Source organism: Thermoleptolyngbya sp. C42_A2020_037, assembly GCF_015272455.1.
GTDB lineage: Bacteria > Cyanobacteriota > Cyanobacteriia > Elainellales > Elainellaceae > Thermoleptolyngbya.
Genome location: NZ_JACYLP010000040.1, coordinates 72,598 through 90,227 on the forward strand (window position 1 = coordinate 72,598; position 17,630 = coordinate 90,227).

The window sequence follows — 17,630 nt, forward strand, 5'->3', positions numbered from 1 at the left end:
CAAGATGAGAATTTATGTAAATGATTATGACACAGTGGGGGATCGGCGGAGGGGGTACGAAGAACGAAGATTGAAGAACGAAAAAGGAAGAACGAAGAAGGAAGAAGGAAAAATGAATAGGACTTACGCAGTTGGACAATTTCTCGCGGGCTGTGCCTACGAGAAATTGTCCAAAACCCAAAGAGCTTATCGCAAGGGCGCAAGTCCTGACGAAGAAGGAAAACCGAAGAAGGAAGGTGATGCGCTGGGTGTTCAGGATTTTTTGTCGCTGCTGCTGGGGCCGAAGGCGACGAAGAGCAGGCAGAGGATGCCCAGGTTGATGAAGACATCGGCAAAGTTGAAGATGGGGAACCGGATCAGGCGAAAGTCCAGGAAATCGATCACTTCTCCTAGCATGAAGCGATCGATGCCGTTGCCGACTGCGCCTGCCATAATTAGCCCGTAGCCCAACTGCTCCCAGCGAGGCAGCCGTGCCCCCCAAATTGCCAGCGCTGCTAGGGCCAGGCTGACCCCCAGCGACAGCCAGCGCAGCCAGCTTCCGTCTTCGCTAAACCAACTAAAGGCCGCGCCTTTGTTGGTGACGTAGGTGATGTGAAACACGCCGGCCCAGAGCGGGATGGTTTGGGGTGGATCGGTGAGCGTCATGTTTTGGGCGATCGCCATCTTGGTGAGCTGGTCAAAGACGACCCCCAACACGGCTGCTGCCCAAAAGAGAAAGTTTTTAATCGGCATGGTCATTTAGTAAGTCAAGCGCAGCCAGAGAGAAGCGGAGTGTCGTCAGGCAAGAGGGGCAGTTTGCAGAAATTTAGATTTGTATCAGTAGAACAAGAGATGTCGCAGGGCAAAGGAGATGACCGTGACGGCGCACAAAATTGCCAGTTGCCCCAGAAGTGGCTGGAGGGAATGCAGGATGAGAAGCTGGCCCAGCGGCAGCGTGGGAGCCAGGAGCCAGTTGCTGGAATGGGCGATCGCCAAATAGGTCATGCCTACCAGATGCACCGTTACCAGTCCACACAGACAGCTAAAGGCCAGCGATTCTAGGCGAGGCGGCACGCGAAACGCCAGTGCTCCACAAATCCACGCGCCAGGGATGAACCCCAGCAAATAGCCGAAACTGGGGCGGTGAATATACTCTAGCCCGCCGCCTTGGGCAAAGATATTGAACCACGTCAGCCCCAGCAGCACGTAAGCAATCTGAGACATAGCCGCCGCGTTGCGCCCCCCCAGACACCCCACCAGCAGGACTGCCCCAAGCTGAAACGTGACTCCCAGCGAGTGCGTTTGCAGCCCGCTGTGTCCCCACTCCCACGGGGCATTGGTAATCGAAGCCCGAAGAAACGTGCCGCCAATCGTCAGCACCAACCCGATCAGGGCCCAAAGCAAATCGGTGGGGGCGATCATGCGACGCACAGGCAGCCTGGGGGTAGGAAATGGCAGCAGACGGGGACGGGTTCGTAGATGTGTCAAGCGGTTGCCCAAAACCTCAGACTCTATAGTAAGCCCGAACGAGAAATAGAATTAATCTGGATTTTTGGATTTTGGGTTTGGCAGACAAATGGTTGAGATATTTAGTGGCTGGGTTAGCGTCGGGATGGGGATGGGGGGCGGCGACTGGCCGTGAGGGCGGCAGGGCGACGGCGCGGAATTTCGTGGGTGTAAAAATCTTGCGCCATGAGGGTGTTGGGGAAAATAGCGCGGGCCTCGGTGAGCAAATCTTCGAGGGCGATCGCATTTCCAGGGGCATAGCGCGGGCTGAAATGGGTCATGATTAGCTGCTGTACGCCCGCATTCAGCGCCACCTGCGCCGCCATCGTGGAGGTGGAATGGAGCCGCTGATAGGCCAGGTCGGCATCTTGATGGGCAAACGTCGCTTCGTGAACCAGCACATCGGCATCCCGCGCCAGTTCCACCGCACTGTCGCAATAAATCGTGTCCGTGCAATAGACAAACTTGCGCCCGATCTGCACCTCGCCGCAGAGGTCTGCGCCATTGATCTGGCGGCCGTCGGGCAGCGTCACCACTTCCCCCCGTTTCAGCCGACCATAGAGCGGGCCAGAGGGAATGCCCAGCGCCTCGGCTTGCTCTACGTTGAACCGGCCGGGTCGGTCTTTTTCTGACACGCGATAGCCAAAGGCCGGGACGCGGTGCGTCAGCGCCTCGCAGCTCACCACATACTCGGCATCTTCAAACACCACGCCCGGTTCGACCGTGTGAACCTTGACGGGATAGGAGAAGTGGGTCTGGGAATAGCGACCGCAGGCCCGCAAATAGTCATCCAGCTTCGGTGGGCCATAGACATCGATGCGCGTGGGGTTGCCCGCCAGCCCAATGCTCGACAACAGCCCCATCAGCCCGTAGATGTGGTCGCCGTGCATGTGGGTGATGAAAATGCGGCTGATCTGGCTAATGCGGATATCGCTCCGCAAAATCTGGTGCTGAGTCCCTTCGCCACAGTCAAACAGCCAGGTTTCTGCCCGCTGCGGCAGTTGCAGCGCGATGCTCGACACATTGCGCGATCGCGTTGGCACCCCCGAACTGGTTCCCAAAAATGTAATTTGCAAAGCCCGATTTCATCCCCTACGCTCAATGTGTTTTGTATCCGGCTGGGCAAGTCCGTTGCAAGCTGTATGACTTGCCTAAGGCTTCCCTCTCAACTTTCATATTGCCCTAATCTCACAGGCTTCTGGGTCTTGTGCTGATGCTAGATTCCGTTCTTCTAAAAGCCTTGAAGAGTCGGAGGCATCCAATCAAACCTTAATCTCCAACTCCCGCTATAGCTTGAGGATTAGCCGGGCCACGTTTAAGTAAATCATCACGCCCAGGACATCGACAAACGTGGTGATGAATGGGGCCGACATGAGGGCAGGGTCGAACCCCAGCCGCTGGAACAGGAAGGGCAGGCTGGAACCCGCTACCGAGGCCAGGACGGAAATGCTCACCAGACTTGTGCCGACAGCGATCGCCACTACGAGATTACCCTGCAACAGGTATGCCCACAGCAGCACGACCGCGCCCAGCATGATGCCCAGAAACGCCCCGGCGATCGCCTCTCGTCCGATCACCGCCCAGGGTTTGGTGGAGCGCAGTTCGTCGGTATTCAGCCCGCGAATGATGACGGTAGACGACTGTGCGCCCACGTTTCCGCCTGTGCCAATCAGCAGCGGGATAAACGCCGTCAGGGCCACCACCTGCTCCAGTACGTCCTGCTGGCTGCGAATCACGGCACTCGTCCCCGTGTTGGTAATCAGCAGCACCAGCAGCCAGACCACCCGCCGCCGCGCCACCGTCAGCAGATTGGTCTGAAAATAGCTGGCATCGCCCGACTGCACGCCGCCCAGTTGGTAGATCTCTTTCGTGGCCTCAGCCTCCAGCACGTCCAGCACGTCGTCTACCGTGACGATGCCCACCAGTCGTCGCTCGGCATCCACCACGGGCAGCGCCAAAAAGTCGTACCGCTGGATCAGCCGCGCCACGTCTTCTTGGGCCGTGTCAGTTTGCACGCTGACCACCTCGCGCACCATGATGTCGCCGATAGTCTGCTCTGGCTGGGCCACCACCAGGTCGCGCAGGGAGAGGATGCCCGTCAGCCGCCGGGAGCCGTCCGTGACGTAGAGGTAATAGATCATTTCGCTGGCGCGGGCGAGGCTGCGGATGTGCGCGAGCGCCTGGGTTGCGTCCCACCCTTCCTCTAGGGAAATGTATTCGGGAGTCATGATGCGCCCAGCGGTGCCCGGCTCATAGCCCAGCAGCAGGGCCGTTGCGCCACGCTCCTTGGAACTGAGCTGCGACAGTAGCCGCGTCACGACCTTGGCGGGCAGCTCGTCGAACAGGCGGGCGCGGTCGTCGGGCGACATCTGCTCCACGATATCCAGTACATCCTGGCCGCGAAACTCTTCGATCAGCGATTGCTGTACCTCCAGGTCGAGGTATTCGTACACCTCAATGGCTTCGTCCTTGGGCAACAGGCGAAAGGCGATCGCCTGGAGAGGGTTGGGCAAATTCTCGATTGCTTCGGCAATGTCGGCCGGCTGTGCGGGCGCGAGCAGGGCTTTGGCTTCTGGCAGGTTGTTGGTTTCTAGCAATAGCTGGAGTTGCGATCGCACGATGGTCCGCAACTCAGTTTGGGAAAGGCTTGGGGAACCCGATGGAGACTCGTCTTTAAGAGCGGTCAAGGGCGTTTGAAAAAGCGGAGTAGGGTAAGACTGGCAGATGAGCTTGGGCGATCGCGCTAGCTCTCGCTTGCTCCCTCAGTGTAAAACGAGTGGGTAGAACGAGTGGGTAGAACGAGTGGCAAGCAGTGGGGAGATCGCCCTCAACGGCTGAAACTGCACCTGTTGGCTGCTAGCGGACTTTCTGCGGCGGTTGGTGTTGTTGCCAGAATCGGGCGACTGCCCAGCAGATGTGGCATGTGCCCTATCGCGGTGAGTTGAAGCGGTTCTGTCTCCAGGCAAAGGTGATGGAACTGCTGGTGATTGATCTGGACGTGATTGCTGATAGTTCAAAACAAACCCATGTCTCTGGCCTGAAAGCAGAAACAATCGTTTGTCTACCTCAAGCTAGAGAGATTTTGACCCAACGGCTTGCTCATCCCTCCTCATTGTTGGAATTAGACCTGATTAAGCATCTGTGGGGCTTCTAGGCATTTCATTCAGATTGCTACTCAAGAGAATTTTGGGAAATTTGCTGGGAACGGACGGGCGGTTGAATGCGTCTCGGTCATTTTCTGGAATCAGTGAAATGCCCGTTATTGGGTTGAATTTGGGGTTGAATTGTCAATCCTGTCTCGATCCTGTCCCGATAGGAATTTTCCTGAGGCGAAGAACTGAGTAGTGCGATCGCCCCGTTTCTCACCCGCCTCGTTCTCGCTATCCAGCCTGCAACAAGCCTGCAACAAGCCTGCGACCGTCCACATCTCACCGCTGCCGTTCTTGCCGTTCCCTCCCGTGAGCCAGAGTTCCCCTCGTCAGAATTTGACCTTTAATCAGCAGAGCTACCTGCGGCTCAAGCTGGCGCTGAGCCTGAATCTGCGCCGACAGGTATTTATCGCCGTATGCGATGATCTGCCCCTGCGCGATCGCCTTGCGGCCCAACTCCAGGCAGATTTCTCCAACCCGTCGCCGATTCACCAGGGCGATCGCGCTTTTTGGGAAGTGGGAGAACGCCGCTATCCCCGGCTAGTGACGCTCGATCTCAACTTGTCTGACCCGAATCCGATTGTGCAGGTAGCACAATGGCTGGCAGATTCGCCGCCGCCGATGAATGGCAAACGGCGATCGCCCGTGCCCGCCTTTCAGTTTTTGGGCATCGAGCAACTCACGCGCCAGTCTCCGACCACTCAGCGCATGTTCATCACCCATTTGCAGGGCATCGAGCGCAGCCTGCCCGTGCTGGATTCTAGCCTGCTGTTTTGGATGCCGCAGCCCTGGTTTCGGCTGTTGCCCCAGTCGGCGCTGGAGTTTTGGCGCTGTCGAACGGGCGTGTTTGAGTTTGTTGGGGAGCCGACCCCGCGCCCACCCAGAACGATGACCCCCATTGTCAGCACAGCGCCCGCGGCCCAACGCCCGCCCAATCCGTCGCCCAGTCCGTTGTCCAATAGCGCCGCCTCTTCTCCACCTGTGGCTCGCGCTGTGACAAGACCCACGCCCCAGAAAGCCACGTCTGCTTCACAAGCACCTGCCTCGGCAGAAGCAGCCCAAACAGTTGAAACACAGTCCGCTGTCAAAGCGCCAGAGTCCAAACGACCGGCCGATGCTGGTGTAAACCCGCCTGCAAATCCGTGGGCGATCGCCCCGTCTGTTCCACCTGCGGCCCCAACTGGAACGGTTCGCCCCGCCTCGCCTGCGAACTCCTCTACAAAGTCCCCAGCAGCCTCATCAGCCCACCCTGCGGCGATCGCCAAACCGCCTGCATCCCCAGTTGCCGCTCCGCCGACTGCCTCGTCTGCTGCTGCCAAACCGCCGTCCAGCCCCGTTTCTGGCTCATTTCGGCTAGATGCCGCGCAGACCCCGGCTCCCTCCTCGGTTTCCGTTGGGGGAGCGACTGGGAAATCAACGTCCACCGGGAAACCGCCAACGCCTCCGGCGGACTCGTCAGCCAGCCCGCCGACCCTGCCCCAGCCGCCACTGGCGAACCTGGCCCCGCCGACCGATCCCGACGCGCAGATCACCCGACTGCTGGAGCAAATTGCCCATCTGCATCGACAGTCGGCCTCAGCGGCTCAATTGCAGGATGCTTATCGCACGCTGGGGGATGCCTATCGCGATCGCATTGAGCAGGGCGACACCAGTCTGCCCACCCTGATGGCCGCGCTGCAAGCCTACGAGCAGGTGATGGTGCGCCTGCCGGATAAATCCCCATTGTGGACGGATTTGCTGAATGACGTGGGCAATCTCTGCTGGCTGCTGTCGCGCAACTCGTCTGCCCCTGACCAGGTGCTGCCCAACCTGCGGCAGGCGATTCAGTCCTACCAACTTGCGCTCAAGAAGCTGGACACCCACACCCAGGCCCAGAGCTATCCCATGCTGCACAACAACCTGGGGGCAGCCTACGCCGATTTGGCCCGCTACGAGCAGCCCGTTGAGAATTTACAGAAATCGGCGCAATCTTACCGAGAGGCGCTGCGCTATCGGGATGCCAGCAGCGATCCTGCCCGCTATGCCTCGACGCAGAATAACCTGGGCACGACCTACTGGAATCTGGCACAGCACCACCAGCCCAAAGAGTCTCTGAAGCGGGCGATCGCCGCCTATCAGGAAGCGCTGAAATATCCCAATAGCCAGCCGCCGCTAAGCTACGCCATGATCCAAAATAACCTAGGCACGGCGCTGTGGAGTTTGGCGCAGATCGAGCAGCCAGAGGTCTACCTGCCCAAGGCGATCGCCGCCTATCGTCAGTCGCTTCAGCAGCGTACCCTGGACGCGGCCCCGGCGGCCTTTGCCGCCACACAAAACAACCTGGGCACGGCCCTCTGGCATCTGGCCCTGTGTCTGGGCGATCGCCCCCAAGAGCAGCTCCAAAAGCTCCAGGCAGCCATCCAGTCCTACGAAGCTGCCCTACAGGGCGTGGCAAAGCTAGAAACGCTACCTAACCCACCCATGCTCAGCTTTGACCCCGCCACCACCCACAACAACCTGGGCCTTGCCTATTTCCATATCGCCACACAGGTTCCCCGGCTCCTAGGCACAGCGCCAGAGTCTGACCCCCTCCAAAAAGCGCTGCACCACCATCTCCAGGCCGCCACTCGATGGCAGCATCAGCCAGAACTACGACAAGCTGCAATGCAGAGCGTATTGCAAACCCTGAAAGCCTTTTATGAACTCTTTGGAACCGCAGGACAAAATCAGGCGCTCTCAACCGTGCCTGCCCACTTGCTACCCGAACTGTTGCCCCGCCTATAGTCCTCCTGTGGTTTGCAGTCTGTAGTTTGCGGCTTGCGAAAACCATACTTCGAGTCCATACTTTCCTGCAAAGACACCACCTGCCTTTTCTTCTATCGTTGAAAGCGTCAGGACTTACGCACTTGCGATAAGTTTTCTGGGTTTTGGGCGATTTCTCGCGGGCGCAGCCCGCAAGAAATCGCCCAACTGCTTAAGTCCTAAGCGTTAAGGGATGCAAATCACTTGGGTGAATAAACCCATCGAGCGACTTTGCTGCGGCATTCCTCAAGCTAAAATCCATAGACGACTTTAGGAGAACCATAGGAGAGCATGGTGCAATGATGAAACGCTTCCCATCGTCCAAGTCTGCCAAGTCTCAGTCTGCTCATTCTGCGAACCCTGCTGAAACGACCACTCCAAAATTTAAGACTCTAACCCACCCAGGCGCATTGGCCAATGGTTCAGGCACATTGGGGCTGCGCTGGCTGGGCCGGGGTGGGGCGATCGCCCTTCTGTTGGCCGCAGCCGCCTGCCAACCGCCCACGCCGACCAGTAGCACGTCTAGCCCAGCCGCCAGTCCGGCCGCAGGCGGATCGGGTGCGCTGAAACTGGGGACGCTCTTGCCCGTCACGGGCGACCTGGCCCAATATGGACAGCCCATGCAAGATAGCGTTGGGTTTTTGGTGGAAACCGTCAATGCCTGTGGAGGCGTGATAGGGCAACCCGTGCAACTAGTGTCTGAGGACGACCAGACTGACCCAGCCGCAGGTGCATCCGGGATGACCAAGCTGGCCGAGGTGGATCGAGTCGGCGCAGTGGTGGGCGCAGCCGCCAGTTCCGTCTCCAGCGCTGCTGTGGATATTGCAGTGCGAAATCAGGTGGTGCAAATCTCCCCCTCCAGCACCAGTCCTGTATTCACCGAGCGGGCGAAGAAGGGAGAATTTAACGGCTTTTGGCTGCGGACTGCGCCCCCCGACACCTTTCAGGGTGACGCGCTAGCCCAACTCGCCAATCAGGAAGGCATCAAAACGATCGCCATCCTCGCCATCAACAATGACTACGGCAACGGACTCGTCCAGGCCTTCGTGCCTGCCTTCAAAGCCTTGGGCGGCACGGTCGTCAACGAATCCAACCCCACCAAATACGCCCCCAACGCCACCAGTTTTGACTCGGAAGTGGGCAGCGCCTTTGGCAGCAAACCGGATGCCGTGCTGATCATTGCCTATCCCGAATCGGGCAGCATCATTCTCAAAGCCGCCCAGGAGCAGGGCTTCCTCGACGGCACGACTAAGGTGCTTTTCACCGACGGCATGAAGACCGACAACCTGGCGGAACTGGTCGGCAAGACGGCCGACGGCAAGTTCATCGTGACGGGCATGATGGGGACGGCCCCCAGCGCAGGCGGCCCGGGGCTAAACGACTTCCGCGATCGCTACCGAGAAAAGTTCAACCGCGATCCGCAGGTCTATGACCCCAATAGCTGGGACGCGGCGGCGCTCCTTGTTCTGGCAGCAGAGGCCGCCAAGAGTGGCAGCGGCCCCGCCATCAAAGACAGCATCCGCAGTGTATCCAACCCACCGGGTGAACAAACGACTGACATCTGCACAGCACTGTCCCTTGTTCGGGAAGGCAAGGATATAGACTTTCAGGGAGCAAGCGGCAGCCTGGACTTTGACGAGCAGGGGGACGTGGTGGGCAGCTACGACGTTTGGACGGTTAATGATGCCGGAAAAATTGAGGTGAAGTCCACGATTAACGTCGGCGGATAAAATTGGCGGGTAGCGTCGCCAAGTAGCGCCTGACGACTTCGTTTCACCCCAAAAAGGACTTTGCCTGAACCCAATGCAGAGAAGAAGGCATGGAGGGTTCAGGCAAAGCCTCAATTGCCAGTATTTGGAATGCTGAAGGCTTGGCTGAAGATCCTTAGCCCAAGACGTAGAGCCAGGGTCGATCCAGGGTGGAACAAGTCCAGCAGCCTTTCTCAAAAGAGGTGCAGCAAACCCGAACCCGCACACACTGACAGGTCTGGGATGCTTTGAAATCCTCGAATGCCAGTTAAAACCTGGAGGCTAAAATTTAGCTGCCTGCGGAAACCAGCTTGCGCTGCTTTTCAATTTGGAGCTGCTGAAGCAGGGCTTCAGCCTCGGCGCGGAGGTGCAACAGCTCAAGCTGATGGGCTTTGTCGTAGGGAAGCTTGTTTAGCTCTGGGGCGGGGGCGGCTGAAACAAGACTGCGATCGCTCTCAACTGCGGGGTTATCTAGCATAGCTCGGTCACCAACGTCACCAAAAACAACAGAAGAAACAGACGCATTCACAGGGGCATTCATTGCCTGACCAGTAGAAACCTGATCTAAAGACAGATGCAAAGTTGCGCTAGTCATTTGTACTCACTCACACCATTAAGTAATCTTAACTTAGTGCTAAAGATCGATCCTAGTCAAATAATTGATGCACCCACCGCAGAATGTGGCAGTTTGGGCACTGGCCAGCGTCCTGACTAAACGGCAGCGCGATCGCACTCAGTCGCGCCTGTTCTCACGGGTTACGCGGCAAGCCCTCTGCGGGTAGACTTGAGATCCATCCCTGCATTTCGCTCCGTCCCTCATTCTCACTCCATTTGTGCGATCGCCCGCTTGCGGAACTCGCCTTCCTCAAACTGCACACTTTAAGTCGAATTAAATAAATCGAGTTAAATCGAGTCTGAGTCTGACGAAGCCTCAGCCACTATAGGCGAAAATGGGAGTCTTGAAATGAGTTTTATAGCACCCTTTGGAGATAGCCTTTTGAACACAGCGTCTAGATTCAGCAGTCTGAGCTTTTTGGAGCGGGGTTGAGACTGAAATTCTGAATCTTAAACTGAAATCTTCAAATCGACCTTCCACTTAAGAGACTCCTGTTTTGCCCAATTAGTTGCCTGAAACCAAAGCCATTTTTTAGCAGAATTGCTTTTCAAACTTACGCTCAGTGATATTGCCGTGACCCTGACTTCTGATTCTCATCTGGTTCAACCTGTTGATCGACCTGCGAGTTCTGCCAGCAGCGCGGCTGCTTGGGGCGGGCTGATCGAAACCTATCGCCGCTATCTGCCCGTGACGGCGCAAACGCCCGTGGTGACGCTGCTAGAGGGCAACACGCCGCTGATCCCCGCGCCAGCGATTGCCCAAGAGATTGGTCGCGGCGTGCAGGTGTTTGTCAAATACGACGGGCTGAACCCGACGGGCAGTTTCAAAGACCGGGGCATGACCATGGCCATTTCCAAAGCCAAGGAAGCCGGAGCAGAAGCGGTGATCTGTGCCAGCACAGGCAATACCTCCGCTGCGGCCGCCGCCTACGCCAGACGGGGAGGGCTGCGTCCCTTTGTGCTAATTCCCGATGGCTATGTGGCGGTGGGCAAGCTGGCCCAGGCGCTCCTCTATGGCGCAGAGGTGCTGGCGATTCAGGGCAACTTTGACCGGGCGCTGCAAATTGTGCGCGACATGGCGGAGCATTACCCGATTACGCTGGTGAACTCGGTCAATCCCTACCGCCTGGAGGGGCAAAAGACCGCCGCCTTTGAAATTGTGGACGTGCTGGGCACTGCGCCCGACTGGCTCTGCATTCCCGTTGGCAACGCGGGTAACATCACTGCTTACTGGATGGGCTTTTGCCAATATCACCAAGAAGGCAAGTGCGATCGCCTGCCCCGGATGATGGGCTTTCAGGCGGCGGGCGCGTCGCCCCTGGTCAGCGGGGCCCCGGTTCCCCATCCCGAAACGCTGGCCACCGCAATTCGCATTGGCAACCCCGCAAGCTGGGAAAAGGCGATCGCCGTCCGCGATGCCAGCCAGGGCGAGTTCAACGCCGTCACCGACGAAGAAATTCTGGCTGCGTACCGCCTGCTGGCCAGCCGCGAGGGTATTTTCTGCGAACCCGCCAGCGCCTCTTCTGTGGCGGGCCTGCTCAAGGTGAAAGATCGCGTGCCTGCGGAAGCTACCGTCGTCTGCGTCCTCACAGGAAATGGGCTAAAAGACCCCGACACCGCCATTAAACACTGCGAAAACCAGTTCAAAGGCGGCATTGCGCCAGAGTTGGAGGCCGTCGCGCAGGCAATGGGATTTTAGGAATTTAATCGATCGCGATTTTGGATTTGCAGTGAGGAACTTTAAGCGACGCTTGTTCTCCTTCTCACCACGCAGGAGAACTCGACGGTTTACCCATGCCCTCAGCGGGTTAATCCAATCGCTTGGCCCAGTATTCGTCCAGATATAGCCGCAAAAAGTCCTGCGCTGCCGCCGGATTGAGCGTGTCCAACGCCGCCACAATCGCAGGAATTGATTCTGCGGTGGGATCTCGCGTTTCGTTAAACCAATTGTTGACCGTGCCACGACTAATGCCCATCGTTACGGCTAGGCGATTTTGGCTAATGCCATAGGTGGTTAGAACAGTTCTTAGCGCGTTGCCTGCTTTACCCATGCCCTCAGCGGGTTAATCCAATCGCTTGGCCCAATATTCGTCCAGATACAGCCGCAAAAAGTCCCGTGCTGCCGCCGGATTGAGCGTGTCCAACGCCGCCACAATGTCTAGCAGGGACTCTGCTGAAGGATCGGTCACTTCATGGAACCACTGATACACCGTGGAACGATTCAGTCCCATTGTCACCGCCAGCTTATTTTGGCTAATGCTGTAGGTTTCTAAAACTTGCCGGAGCGCTTTGCCTGCTTTGCCCATGCCCTCATCGTGTCAGAGGGACATGACGGAGTAAATGTTTGTAAATACAAACATTTGGAGTAAGATGATATTTGTGTTTACAAACACTCTGCAAAGCACGAGAAGGAACTAACCGCATAAGCAAACCGCTTTTTAATGCTGAAGAATCCCTGAAGCAGTCCGAAAACATCGGATCGCAACCCTCAAAACCGCTTTACAACAGGATGATTTTGGTTGGCGCACCGGACTGGGTGAGTGGCACGATCGCCCGCCTGCACAGCGCTGGCATTGCCCATGTCCAGGACTGGAGCCGTTTAGTGCCTACGCAACATCCAGGTGAAGTGATGAGCCTTTTGCAAAGACTGCGCCGCATGAGTGACTAAAGGCAACTGTGCAGCGAAAGGAAGACCGTGCGATCGCCCCGGATATTTGCCGCCCTGGATAATTGCCGCCCCAGATATTTGCCGCTATTTGCCGCTCCTGAATCGTTAAGGTTCCGGTTTAAGGGCGATCGCGCTCCTGCCCAGCTTCAGGGTTTAGACGGGCTAAGATCGGTTCGACGGGCAATTTGACGAACGGCGTTTACAAGAATTCTGTCGTGGCAAAGCGGACGAGGCGGGGCTATCTGGTCGATGCGGCGGGGCGATCGCTGCCCAGTGTCAGCACGATCCTCAACGCCACCAAGCCGCCAGAGGCAAGAGAGGCGCTGGCAAAATGGCGCGATCGCCTAGGGGCAGAGGAGGCAGGACGCATTGCCATCGCCGCCAGCCGCCGGGGTAGCCAGACCCACGCCCACATCCGCCGCTATCTGGCAGGCGAACATCCCACCTGTCCCGACGCAGTGCGCCCCTACTGGGAAAGCCTGGAGCCGATTGTGGCAGAAATCCAGAACGTGCGGCTGCTAGAAGCGCCCGTGTTTCACTATGACCTGGGCTATGCGGGCAAAGTGGACTGCGTCGCCAGCTATCGCGGCGTGCCCTGCGTGCTGGACTGGAAGACGGGCGATCGCCCCAAGGGCAGTATCGAGCGGCTGTATGACGGGCCGCTGCAACTGGCGGCCTACTGCGGCGCGGTGAACCATTACTGCGAAGCCGAGAAGATTTACATCCGCGAAGCCATGCTGGTGGTGGCCATTCCCCACCAGCCCGCCGAAGTGTTTCGGTTTGAACCGGGGGCGATCGCCCAATACTGGGGCCAATGGCAGCGGCGCGTAGGGGAATACTATCGGCGCATGGGGTCGAGATAGCCGAAAAATAGCGGCGATCGCCCTTCCGCAAAGAGCATGAATTAATGATGTACTCGCCAGCACTTTATCTAATTGCTTAAGTGTTGAACACTTGAATAGATCAGTGTGTACACCTGCCAACCGAAAATTTACGGAAAGACCTTGAGACAGGATTACTTCAAGTTGATATTTTGCTAGACAAATTTCACTTTTCTGCTCAGTATTGAGACTATTCTCAATTAGAAGAGAATGGCGAATCCGCGAAATTGCGGATATACTCCAGGGAGGAGCGATCGCCCAAAAGGTTTGGTATTAGACCTCTTTAGGTCTATTTTCTTCAAAAGCTTATGTTTTTTTAATTTTCTCCTTTTTTTGTGCCGATTTGCGAACTTTTTCTAGCGCATACTGAGCAGAGCCATGTAGAGAGGTCAATCTATGCAAAAGGGGGTGGGGGGCATTTGCCGATTGAGAGTTGAAGCGTAGTATTGTTTGAGCCGATGGTAAAGCTTTTCAAAAAGTAAATTTATGACCTCATAGCTGTGGTGAACAATGATTCAAAATGTAACTGTTTCCACTCACAACGCTCCCTCGATAGGGGAACCCGCGCTCCAGCTTGTTTCATCAGTTCGCTCGTTTCAGCGCAAAGATCTGCTCCCGCTTGAGCCGGATAGTGTTTGGTCGATTGAGCAAGGGATTGTGCGAACGCTGACTTGGGATGAGGAAGGGCGCACGATTGGGCTGGGTTTTTGGGGACAAGGGGATGTGCTGGGTTTGCCACTCTCGCCGATTTCGCCCTACCAGGCCGAATGTGTTACCCCGGTCAAAGTGGCGAAACTGTCGCTCGATAGTCGGCATCTCCAAGAAGGGCTGATCCGCCGCGCCCGCAAGAGCGAAGAGCTGCTGACGATTGTGCATCAGCCCTCTGTGGTGATGCGACTGTTGCAGCTCTTGGAGTGGCTAGCGACCCATTTCGGGCAACCTGTACCCGGTGGGCGATCGCTCGATGTGCTGCTGACCCATCAAGAACTCGCAGAAACCATCAGCACCACCCGCGTCACCGTGACTCGCCTGCTGAGCCAGCTAGAGCAAGAGGGCAAAATCGAGCGATCGCAGCGCAACTTGACGCTATTAGCGCCCAACTCCTAAAGGAACTGAATCCCAGGGCTATTGCAGAGAAAACGGAGATTGCACCGTCAGGCTCAGATCTGTGCGGGGTTCCACCACCAGCACCTCGACCCGGCGATTCCGGCGAATCAGCAGTTCAGCCGCCGCACCAATGCCTGCGCCTGCCAGCACCTCTACGACCTGCACACTGCCAAACACTTCCGCCAGCACCGCCGCCGCCGCTGCACCAATCGCTGCACCCCGCAATACATCAGGGCGATTGCGGCGAGTAATGGTTTCTCGCTTTGTGATTCGGTTGGAAGTCGCGTCTAGCGGGATTTCGCGGGTGCTTCCGGCCGGAATGACTGAGCGAGCAAAGAACTGAGTCCCTCCGTCCACCGGGCGCAGTTCGCCCTTAATTTCGCTGCCCGCCCGCAGCATCACCGTGCCGCTAGGGGTTCGCACGTCGCTGGTCAAGGTCAGCGTTAAGGGCGCAGTTTCCGTTGGCAGCACCACCACTCTCTCTGCACCGCTGTAGGCCACCGGAAGCACCGTGCCCGCAGGCAGCCCCACCCGCGCTGGATTAGAAAAGACCTGAGCAAGCTGAATCGGCTGAGCCATCGCACGCTGCGAAGTCCACACAGGCAGCAGCGAAGTTGCGGTCATGCCAACTGCCAGTAGCAGCGCAGCTTTTGAGCGGTATTGATAGTGCTTAAGCATTGCCCGATTCCTCGAAACGAGTCCGTCGGATAGAGTTGACTTGTCCTGGCAGGGGGAGGTTCCCCAACCGAAAAAAGTTTAGGGCATCGTCAAGGAGCGGATTGGGGCTAGACTTTCACCAAGTCTGGGGCGATCGCAAAGTCCCGCTATATCAATTTCTTGGTGAGATCAATCGTGATATCAATCATCCAAATAGCGCAAAGACTCAGCCTCTTCCAAAATCTTTTGAAAATAATCGGTTTGGACGATCTCTGCGACTTCCTGGGCACGCCTAGACTGGTCGATTTGAATTTCGAGCTGCTCTAGCTGGCGTTTCAGTTCCTCTTCCTTGCGCTTGCGCTCAGTCACGTCTTGCACGATCCCTTCGTAATAGAGCAGGGTGCCGCCGCTGTCATAAACGGCACGAGCATCCATTGCCGTCCAGATGATGCTGCCGTCTTTGCAATAGCTACGAAACTCAAAGCCTTTTAAAAAGCCCTGGGTTGCCAGCACCGCCTTCACTTGCAGACGGAGGGACGGCTCAACATACATCTGTTCGCCAATGTTGGTAATGCTAGCGATCATGTCAGCGGGCGAATCGTAGCCATAAATTCTCGCCATTGCCGGGTTGATGTTGATGAGTCGCCCCTCTGGCGTGGACTGAAAGATGCCTTCTAGCGCGTTTTCAAAAATGCTGCGATAGTTCTCTTCGGCAATTCGCAGGGCTTCTTCCTGGCGCTTGCGCTCGGTGATGTTGCGAATAATGACCAGCACTTCGTCTGGGCCCGTTACCACTACCCGCACTTCTTCAAACTCTAGCTTCCCATTGATCTCGATCTGCTGTTCATAAAACTGGTACTTACCCGTTTGGAGGGCCAGTCGAATGTAGCGCATCCGCAACTCTGCCAAATCAGGGGGCATGAGTTCATACACAGTGCTTTTGCCCGGAACCATTTTGTCTTTGTTCAGCACTGGGTAGCGATCGCCATTGGCCAGTTCCAGATGGGTGCCGTCTCCCCGCATCCGGATCAGCAAATCGGGAATTGCCTCAATCAGCGCTCGGTTTTTCGCTTCACTTTGGCGCAGGGCGGCTTCGGAGCGTTTGCGCTCGGTGATGTTGCGAATAATGACCAGCACCTCGTCCGGCCCGGTTGCAATCAGGCGCACCTCTTCAGACTGGAGCTGCCCGTTAACTTCGATGTCCTGCTCATAGAATTGAATCTGTCCCGTCTGGAGCGCCTGACGAATGTAGTGCATCCGCTGCTCGGCTAGCTCGTAGGGCATAAGGTCATAAACGCTGGCATTTCCAGCAACTAGCGCATCTAGCTCTAGAACCGAGTAGCCATCGCTGTTGGCAATGTCTAAATGAGTGCCATCACCTCGGAAATGCATCAGAAAATCGGGAATCGCCCGAAGAATAGCCCATTTGTCGGCTTCGCTGCGGCGCAGAGAGTCTTCCGCAAGCTTGCGTTCGGTGATGTCTTGGGCGATGCAGACGATATTACCATCGGTCATCTGCGATAGGGCAAGGGCTTGCGGATAGGTTGTGCTGTCTCGCCGCTGGGCGATCGCCTCGCCAATCCAACTGCCTGCCTGAAGGCACTGCGGCAAAATCTCTTGCTCAAGCCGCTGCTGGTCTTCTGGAGTATAGAGGAGGGGCCAGCGTTGCCCAATCAAGTCTTCGCAGTCGTGGTATCCATAAAGGTCAGCGCAGGCAGGATTGGCGTAGAGAATGTGCCCGTTGCGGCGAAAAATGGCAATTCCGTAAATCGTTGCTTCGAGGGCACCAAGCTGCTGTTCGGGCGTGGCCCGAGAGGGATGAGGCGCAGGCCGATCCTGCGGGCGATCGCCATGTTCAAGATCCATAGATGCCACAAAGAATCGGCGAAACCCATACCCTCAAAGCTAACTCAAAAGCTTTGCTGCGGCTAGCTGAATCACGGCTTCAAACACACTCAGGTCGGTGTAATAGCTCGCTGCATCCACCAGTTTGCCCTGAAAGTTCCCATTGCTAGTATAGATTGCTCCCTCCAGCATCAGGTTGTCGTGCATTCCAAACTGTTCGACAAACAGGTTGTTTTCGTCGCGTTCGGGCGTGGGCTGAGGCACGCGATCGCCATACAGCCGCCCGTCATTGCTATAGCCAAACACAGGCTTGCCCTGGGCCGCCATATAGCCCATTTCAAACGCCGTGCCCACGTCCATGCTGGGGCCCCGAAACGGGGTCATGTTGGCCACGATCAGGTCACAGCGATCCATCAGTTGAATGTTGCTTTTGTAAATCGCCAGCCCCGCTTCAACGGGGGTCAACCCCGATAAATCCAGCGCATTGTCAAACGGAAACTGACCGACAAAGCCATACTTTGCACAAATTTCTTTCTTGGCTCGCGCTGCTTCCAGTGGTTCTGGCAAGAAAACATCGGGCCCAGCGAGGTAGACGTTCATAGAACAGAGTTGGGGTCTCGGGGGTGGAAGGAACATGAAGCATCATGCAAGTCGGGCGATGAGATGAGGAGATTCGGTCAGTCCATCCCCCCAT

The 17,630-nt window shown here is 56.9% G+C and carries 17 protein-coding genes; 7 read left to right on the forward strand and 10 right to left on the reverse strand.

Features of this window, described 5'->3' with window-relative positions:
- Positions 1–252: 252 nt before the first annotated feature.
- From lspA to mgtE, 4 genes are all read right to left on the reverse strand, one after another.
- Positions 253–732 (reverse strand): signal peptidase II, encoded by a 480-nt coding sequence (gene lspA / locus IGS16_RS12980; RefSeq protein WP_297086047.1) that lies wholly within the window; start codon positions 730–732, stop codon positions 253–255.
- Between the two features lie 84 nt (positions 733–816).
- A complete protein-coding gene (locus tag IGS16_RS12985; protein WP_367185791.1) occupies positions 817–1,401 on the reverse strand; it encodes a biotin transporter BioY in 585 nt (194 codons plus the stop codon).
- Positions 1,402–1,580: 179 nt separating this feature from the next.
- Positions 1,581–2,561, reverse strand: a complete 981-nt coding sequence (locus IGS16_RS12990; RefSeq protein ID WP_297086051.1) for a ribonuclease Z — start codon at positions 2,559–2,561, stop codon at positions 1,581–1,583.
- Between the two features lie 210 nt (positions 2,562–2,771).
- Positions 2,772–4,172 carry a magnesium transporter gene (gene mgtE / locus IGS16_RS12995; RefSeq protein WP_297086053.1) on the reverse strand — a complete coding sequence of 467 codons (1,401 nt, stop codon included), beginning with the start codon at positions 4,170–4,172 and terminating at the stop codon, positions 2,772–2,774.
- 284 nt (positions 4,173–4,456) lie between these two features.
- Here mgtE and IGS16_RS13000 point away from each other — a divergent pair, with 284 nt between their 5' ends.
- From IGS16_RS13000 to IGS16_RS13010, 3 genes are all read left to right on the forward strand, one after another.
- The gene (locus IGS16_RS13000) at positions 4,457–4,639 is read left to right on the forward strand and encodes a hypothetical protein (RefSeq protein WP_297086055.1); all 183 of its coding nucleotides are present in this window, start codon (positions 4,457–4,459) and stop codon (positions 4,637–4,639) included.
- Positions 4,640–4,829: 190 nt separating this feature from the next.
- Positions 4,830–7,397, forward strand: a complete 2,568-nt coding sequence (locus IGS16_RS13005) for a tetratricopeptide repeat protein (protein ID WP_297086057.1) — start codon at positions 4,830–4,832, stop codon at positions 7,395–7,397.
- Between the two features lie 428 nt (positions 7,398–7,825).
- Positions 7,826–9,145: an ABC transporter substrate-binding protein gene (locus IGS16_RS13010; RefSeq protein ID WP_297086058.1), complete on the forward strand. Its 1,320-nt coding sequence runs from the start codon at positions 7,826–7,828 to the stop codon at positions 9,143–9,145.
- Between the two features lie 307 nt (positions 9,146–9,452).
- Here IGS16_RS13010 and IGS16_RS13015 read toward each other — a convergent pair whose 3' ends face one another.
- The gene (locus IGS16_RS13015; RefSeq protein ID WP_068507289.1) at positions 9,453–9,641 is read right to left on the reverse strand and encodes a hypothetical protein; all 189 of its coding nucleotides are present in this window, start codon (positions 9,639–9,641) and stop codon (positions 9,453–9,455) included.
- Positions 9,642–10,376: 735 nt separating this feature from the next.
- On the opposite strand from IGS16_RS13015, the gene thrC reads away from it, so the two are divergent.
- A complete protein-coding gene (gene thrC / locus IGS16_RS13020) occupies positions 10,377–11,477 on the forward strand; it encodes a threonine synthase (protein ID WP_068515801.1) in 1,101 nt (366 codons plus the stop codon).
- A 109-nt stretch (positions 11,478–11,586) separates the two neighbouring features.
- On the opposite strand, the gene IGS16_RS13025 is transcribed toward thrC, so the two are convergent.
- A complete protein-coding gene (locus IGS16_RS13025) occupies positions 11,587–11,829 on the reverse strand; it encodes a helix-turn-helix transcriptional regulator (RefSeq protein WP_068507292.1) in 243 nt (80 codons plus the stop codon).
- A 12-nt stretch (positions 11,830–11,841) separates the two neighbouring features.
- Complete coding sequence (locus tag IGS16_RS13030) at positions 11,842–12,084, reverse strand: helix-turn-helix transcriptional regulator (protein ID WP_068507293.1); 243 nt, start codon at positions 12,082–12,084, stop codon at positions 11,842–11,844.
- A 203-nt stretch (positions 12,085–12,287) separates the two neighbouring features.
- Between IGS16_RS13030 and IGS16_RS13035 the strand changes: the two genes are divergently transcribed.
- The 3 genes from IGS16_RS13035 to IGS16_RS13045 all read left to right on the forward strand — a co-directional run bounded on the left by IGS16_RS13035 (position 12,288) and on the right by IGS16_RS13045 (position 14,434).
- Entirely contained in the window at positions 12,288–12,446 is a 159-nt protein-coding gene (locus tag IGS16_RS13035; RefSeq protein WP_297086062.1) for a hypothetical protein, read from the forward strand.
- Between the two features lie 215 nt (positions 12,447–12,661).
- Positions 12,662–13,309, forward strand: a complete 648-nt coding sequence (locus IGS16_RS13040) for a PD-(D/E)XK nuclease family protein (protein WP_297086064.1) — start codon at positions 12,662–12,664, stop codon at positions 13,307–13,309.
- A 528-nt stretch (positions 13,310–13,837) separates the two neighbouring features.
- A complete protein-coding gene (locus tag IGS16_RS13045; RefSeq protein WP_297086065.1) occupies positions 13,838–14,434 on the forward strand; it encodes a Crp/Fnr family transcriptional regulator in 597 nt (198 codons plus the stop codon).
- An 18-nt stretch (positions 14,435–14,452) separates the two neighbouring features.
- On the opposite strand, the gene IGS16_RS13050 is transcribed toward IGS16_RS13045, so the two are convergent.
- The 3 genes from IGS16_RS13050 to IGS16_RS13060 all read right to left on the reverse strand — a co-directional run bounded on the left by IGS16_RS13050 (position 14,453) and on the right by IGS16_RS13060 (position 17,536).
- A complete protein-coding gene (locus tag IGS16_RS13050; RefSeq protein WP_297086067.1) occupies positions 14,453–15,112 on the reverse strand; it encodes a hypothetical protein in 660 nt (219 codons plus the stop codon).
- A gap of 180 nt (positions 15,113–15,292) precedes the next feature.
- Entirely contained in the window at positions 15,293–16,957 is a 1,665-nt protein-coding gene (locus IGS16_RS13055; RefSeq protein ID WP_297086069.1) for a PAS domain S-box protein, read from the reverse strand.
- 39 nt (positions 16,958–16,996) lie between these two features.
- Positions 16,997–17,536, reverse strand: a complete 540-nt coding sequence (locus IGS16_RS13060) for a nucleoside 2-deoxyribosyltransferase (RefSeq protein WP_297086071.1) — start codon at positions 17,534–17,536, stop codon at positions 16,997–16,999.
- Between the last annotated feature and the right edge of the window lie 94 nt (positions 17,537–17,630).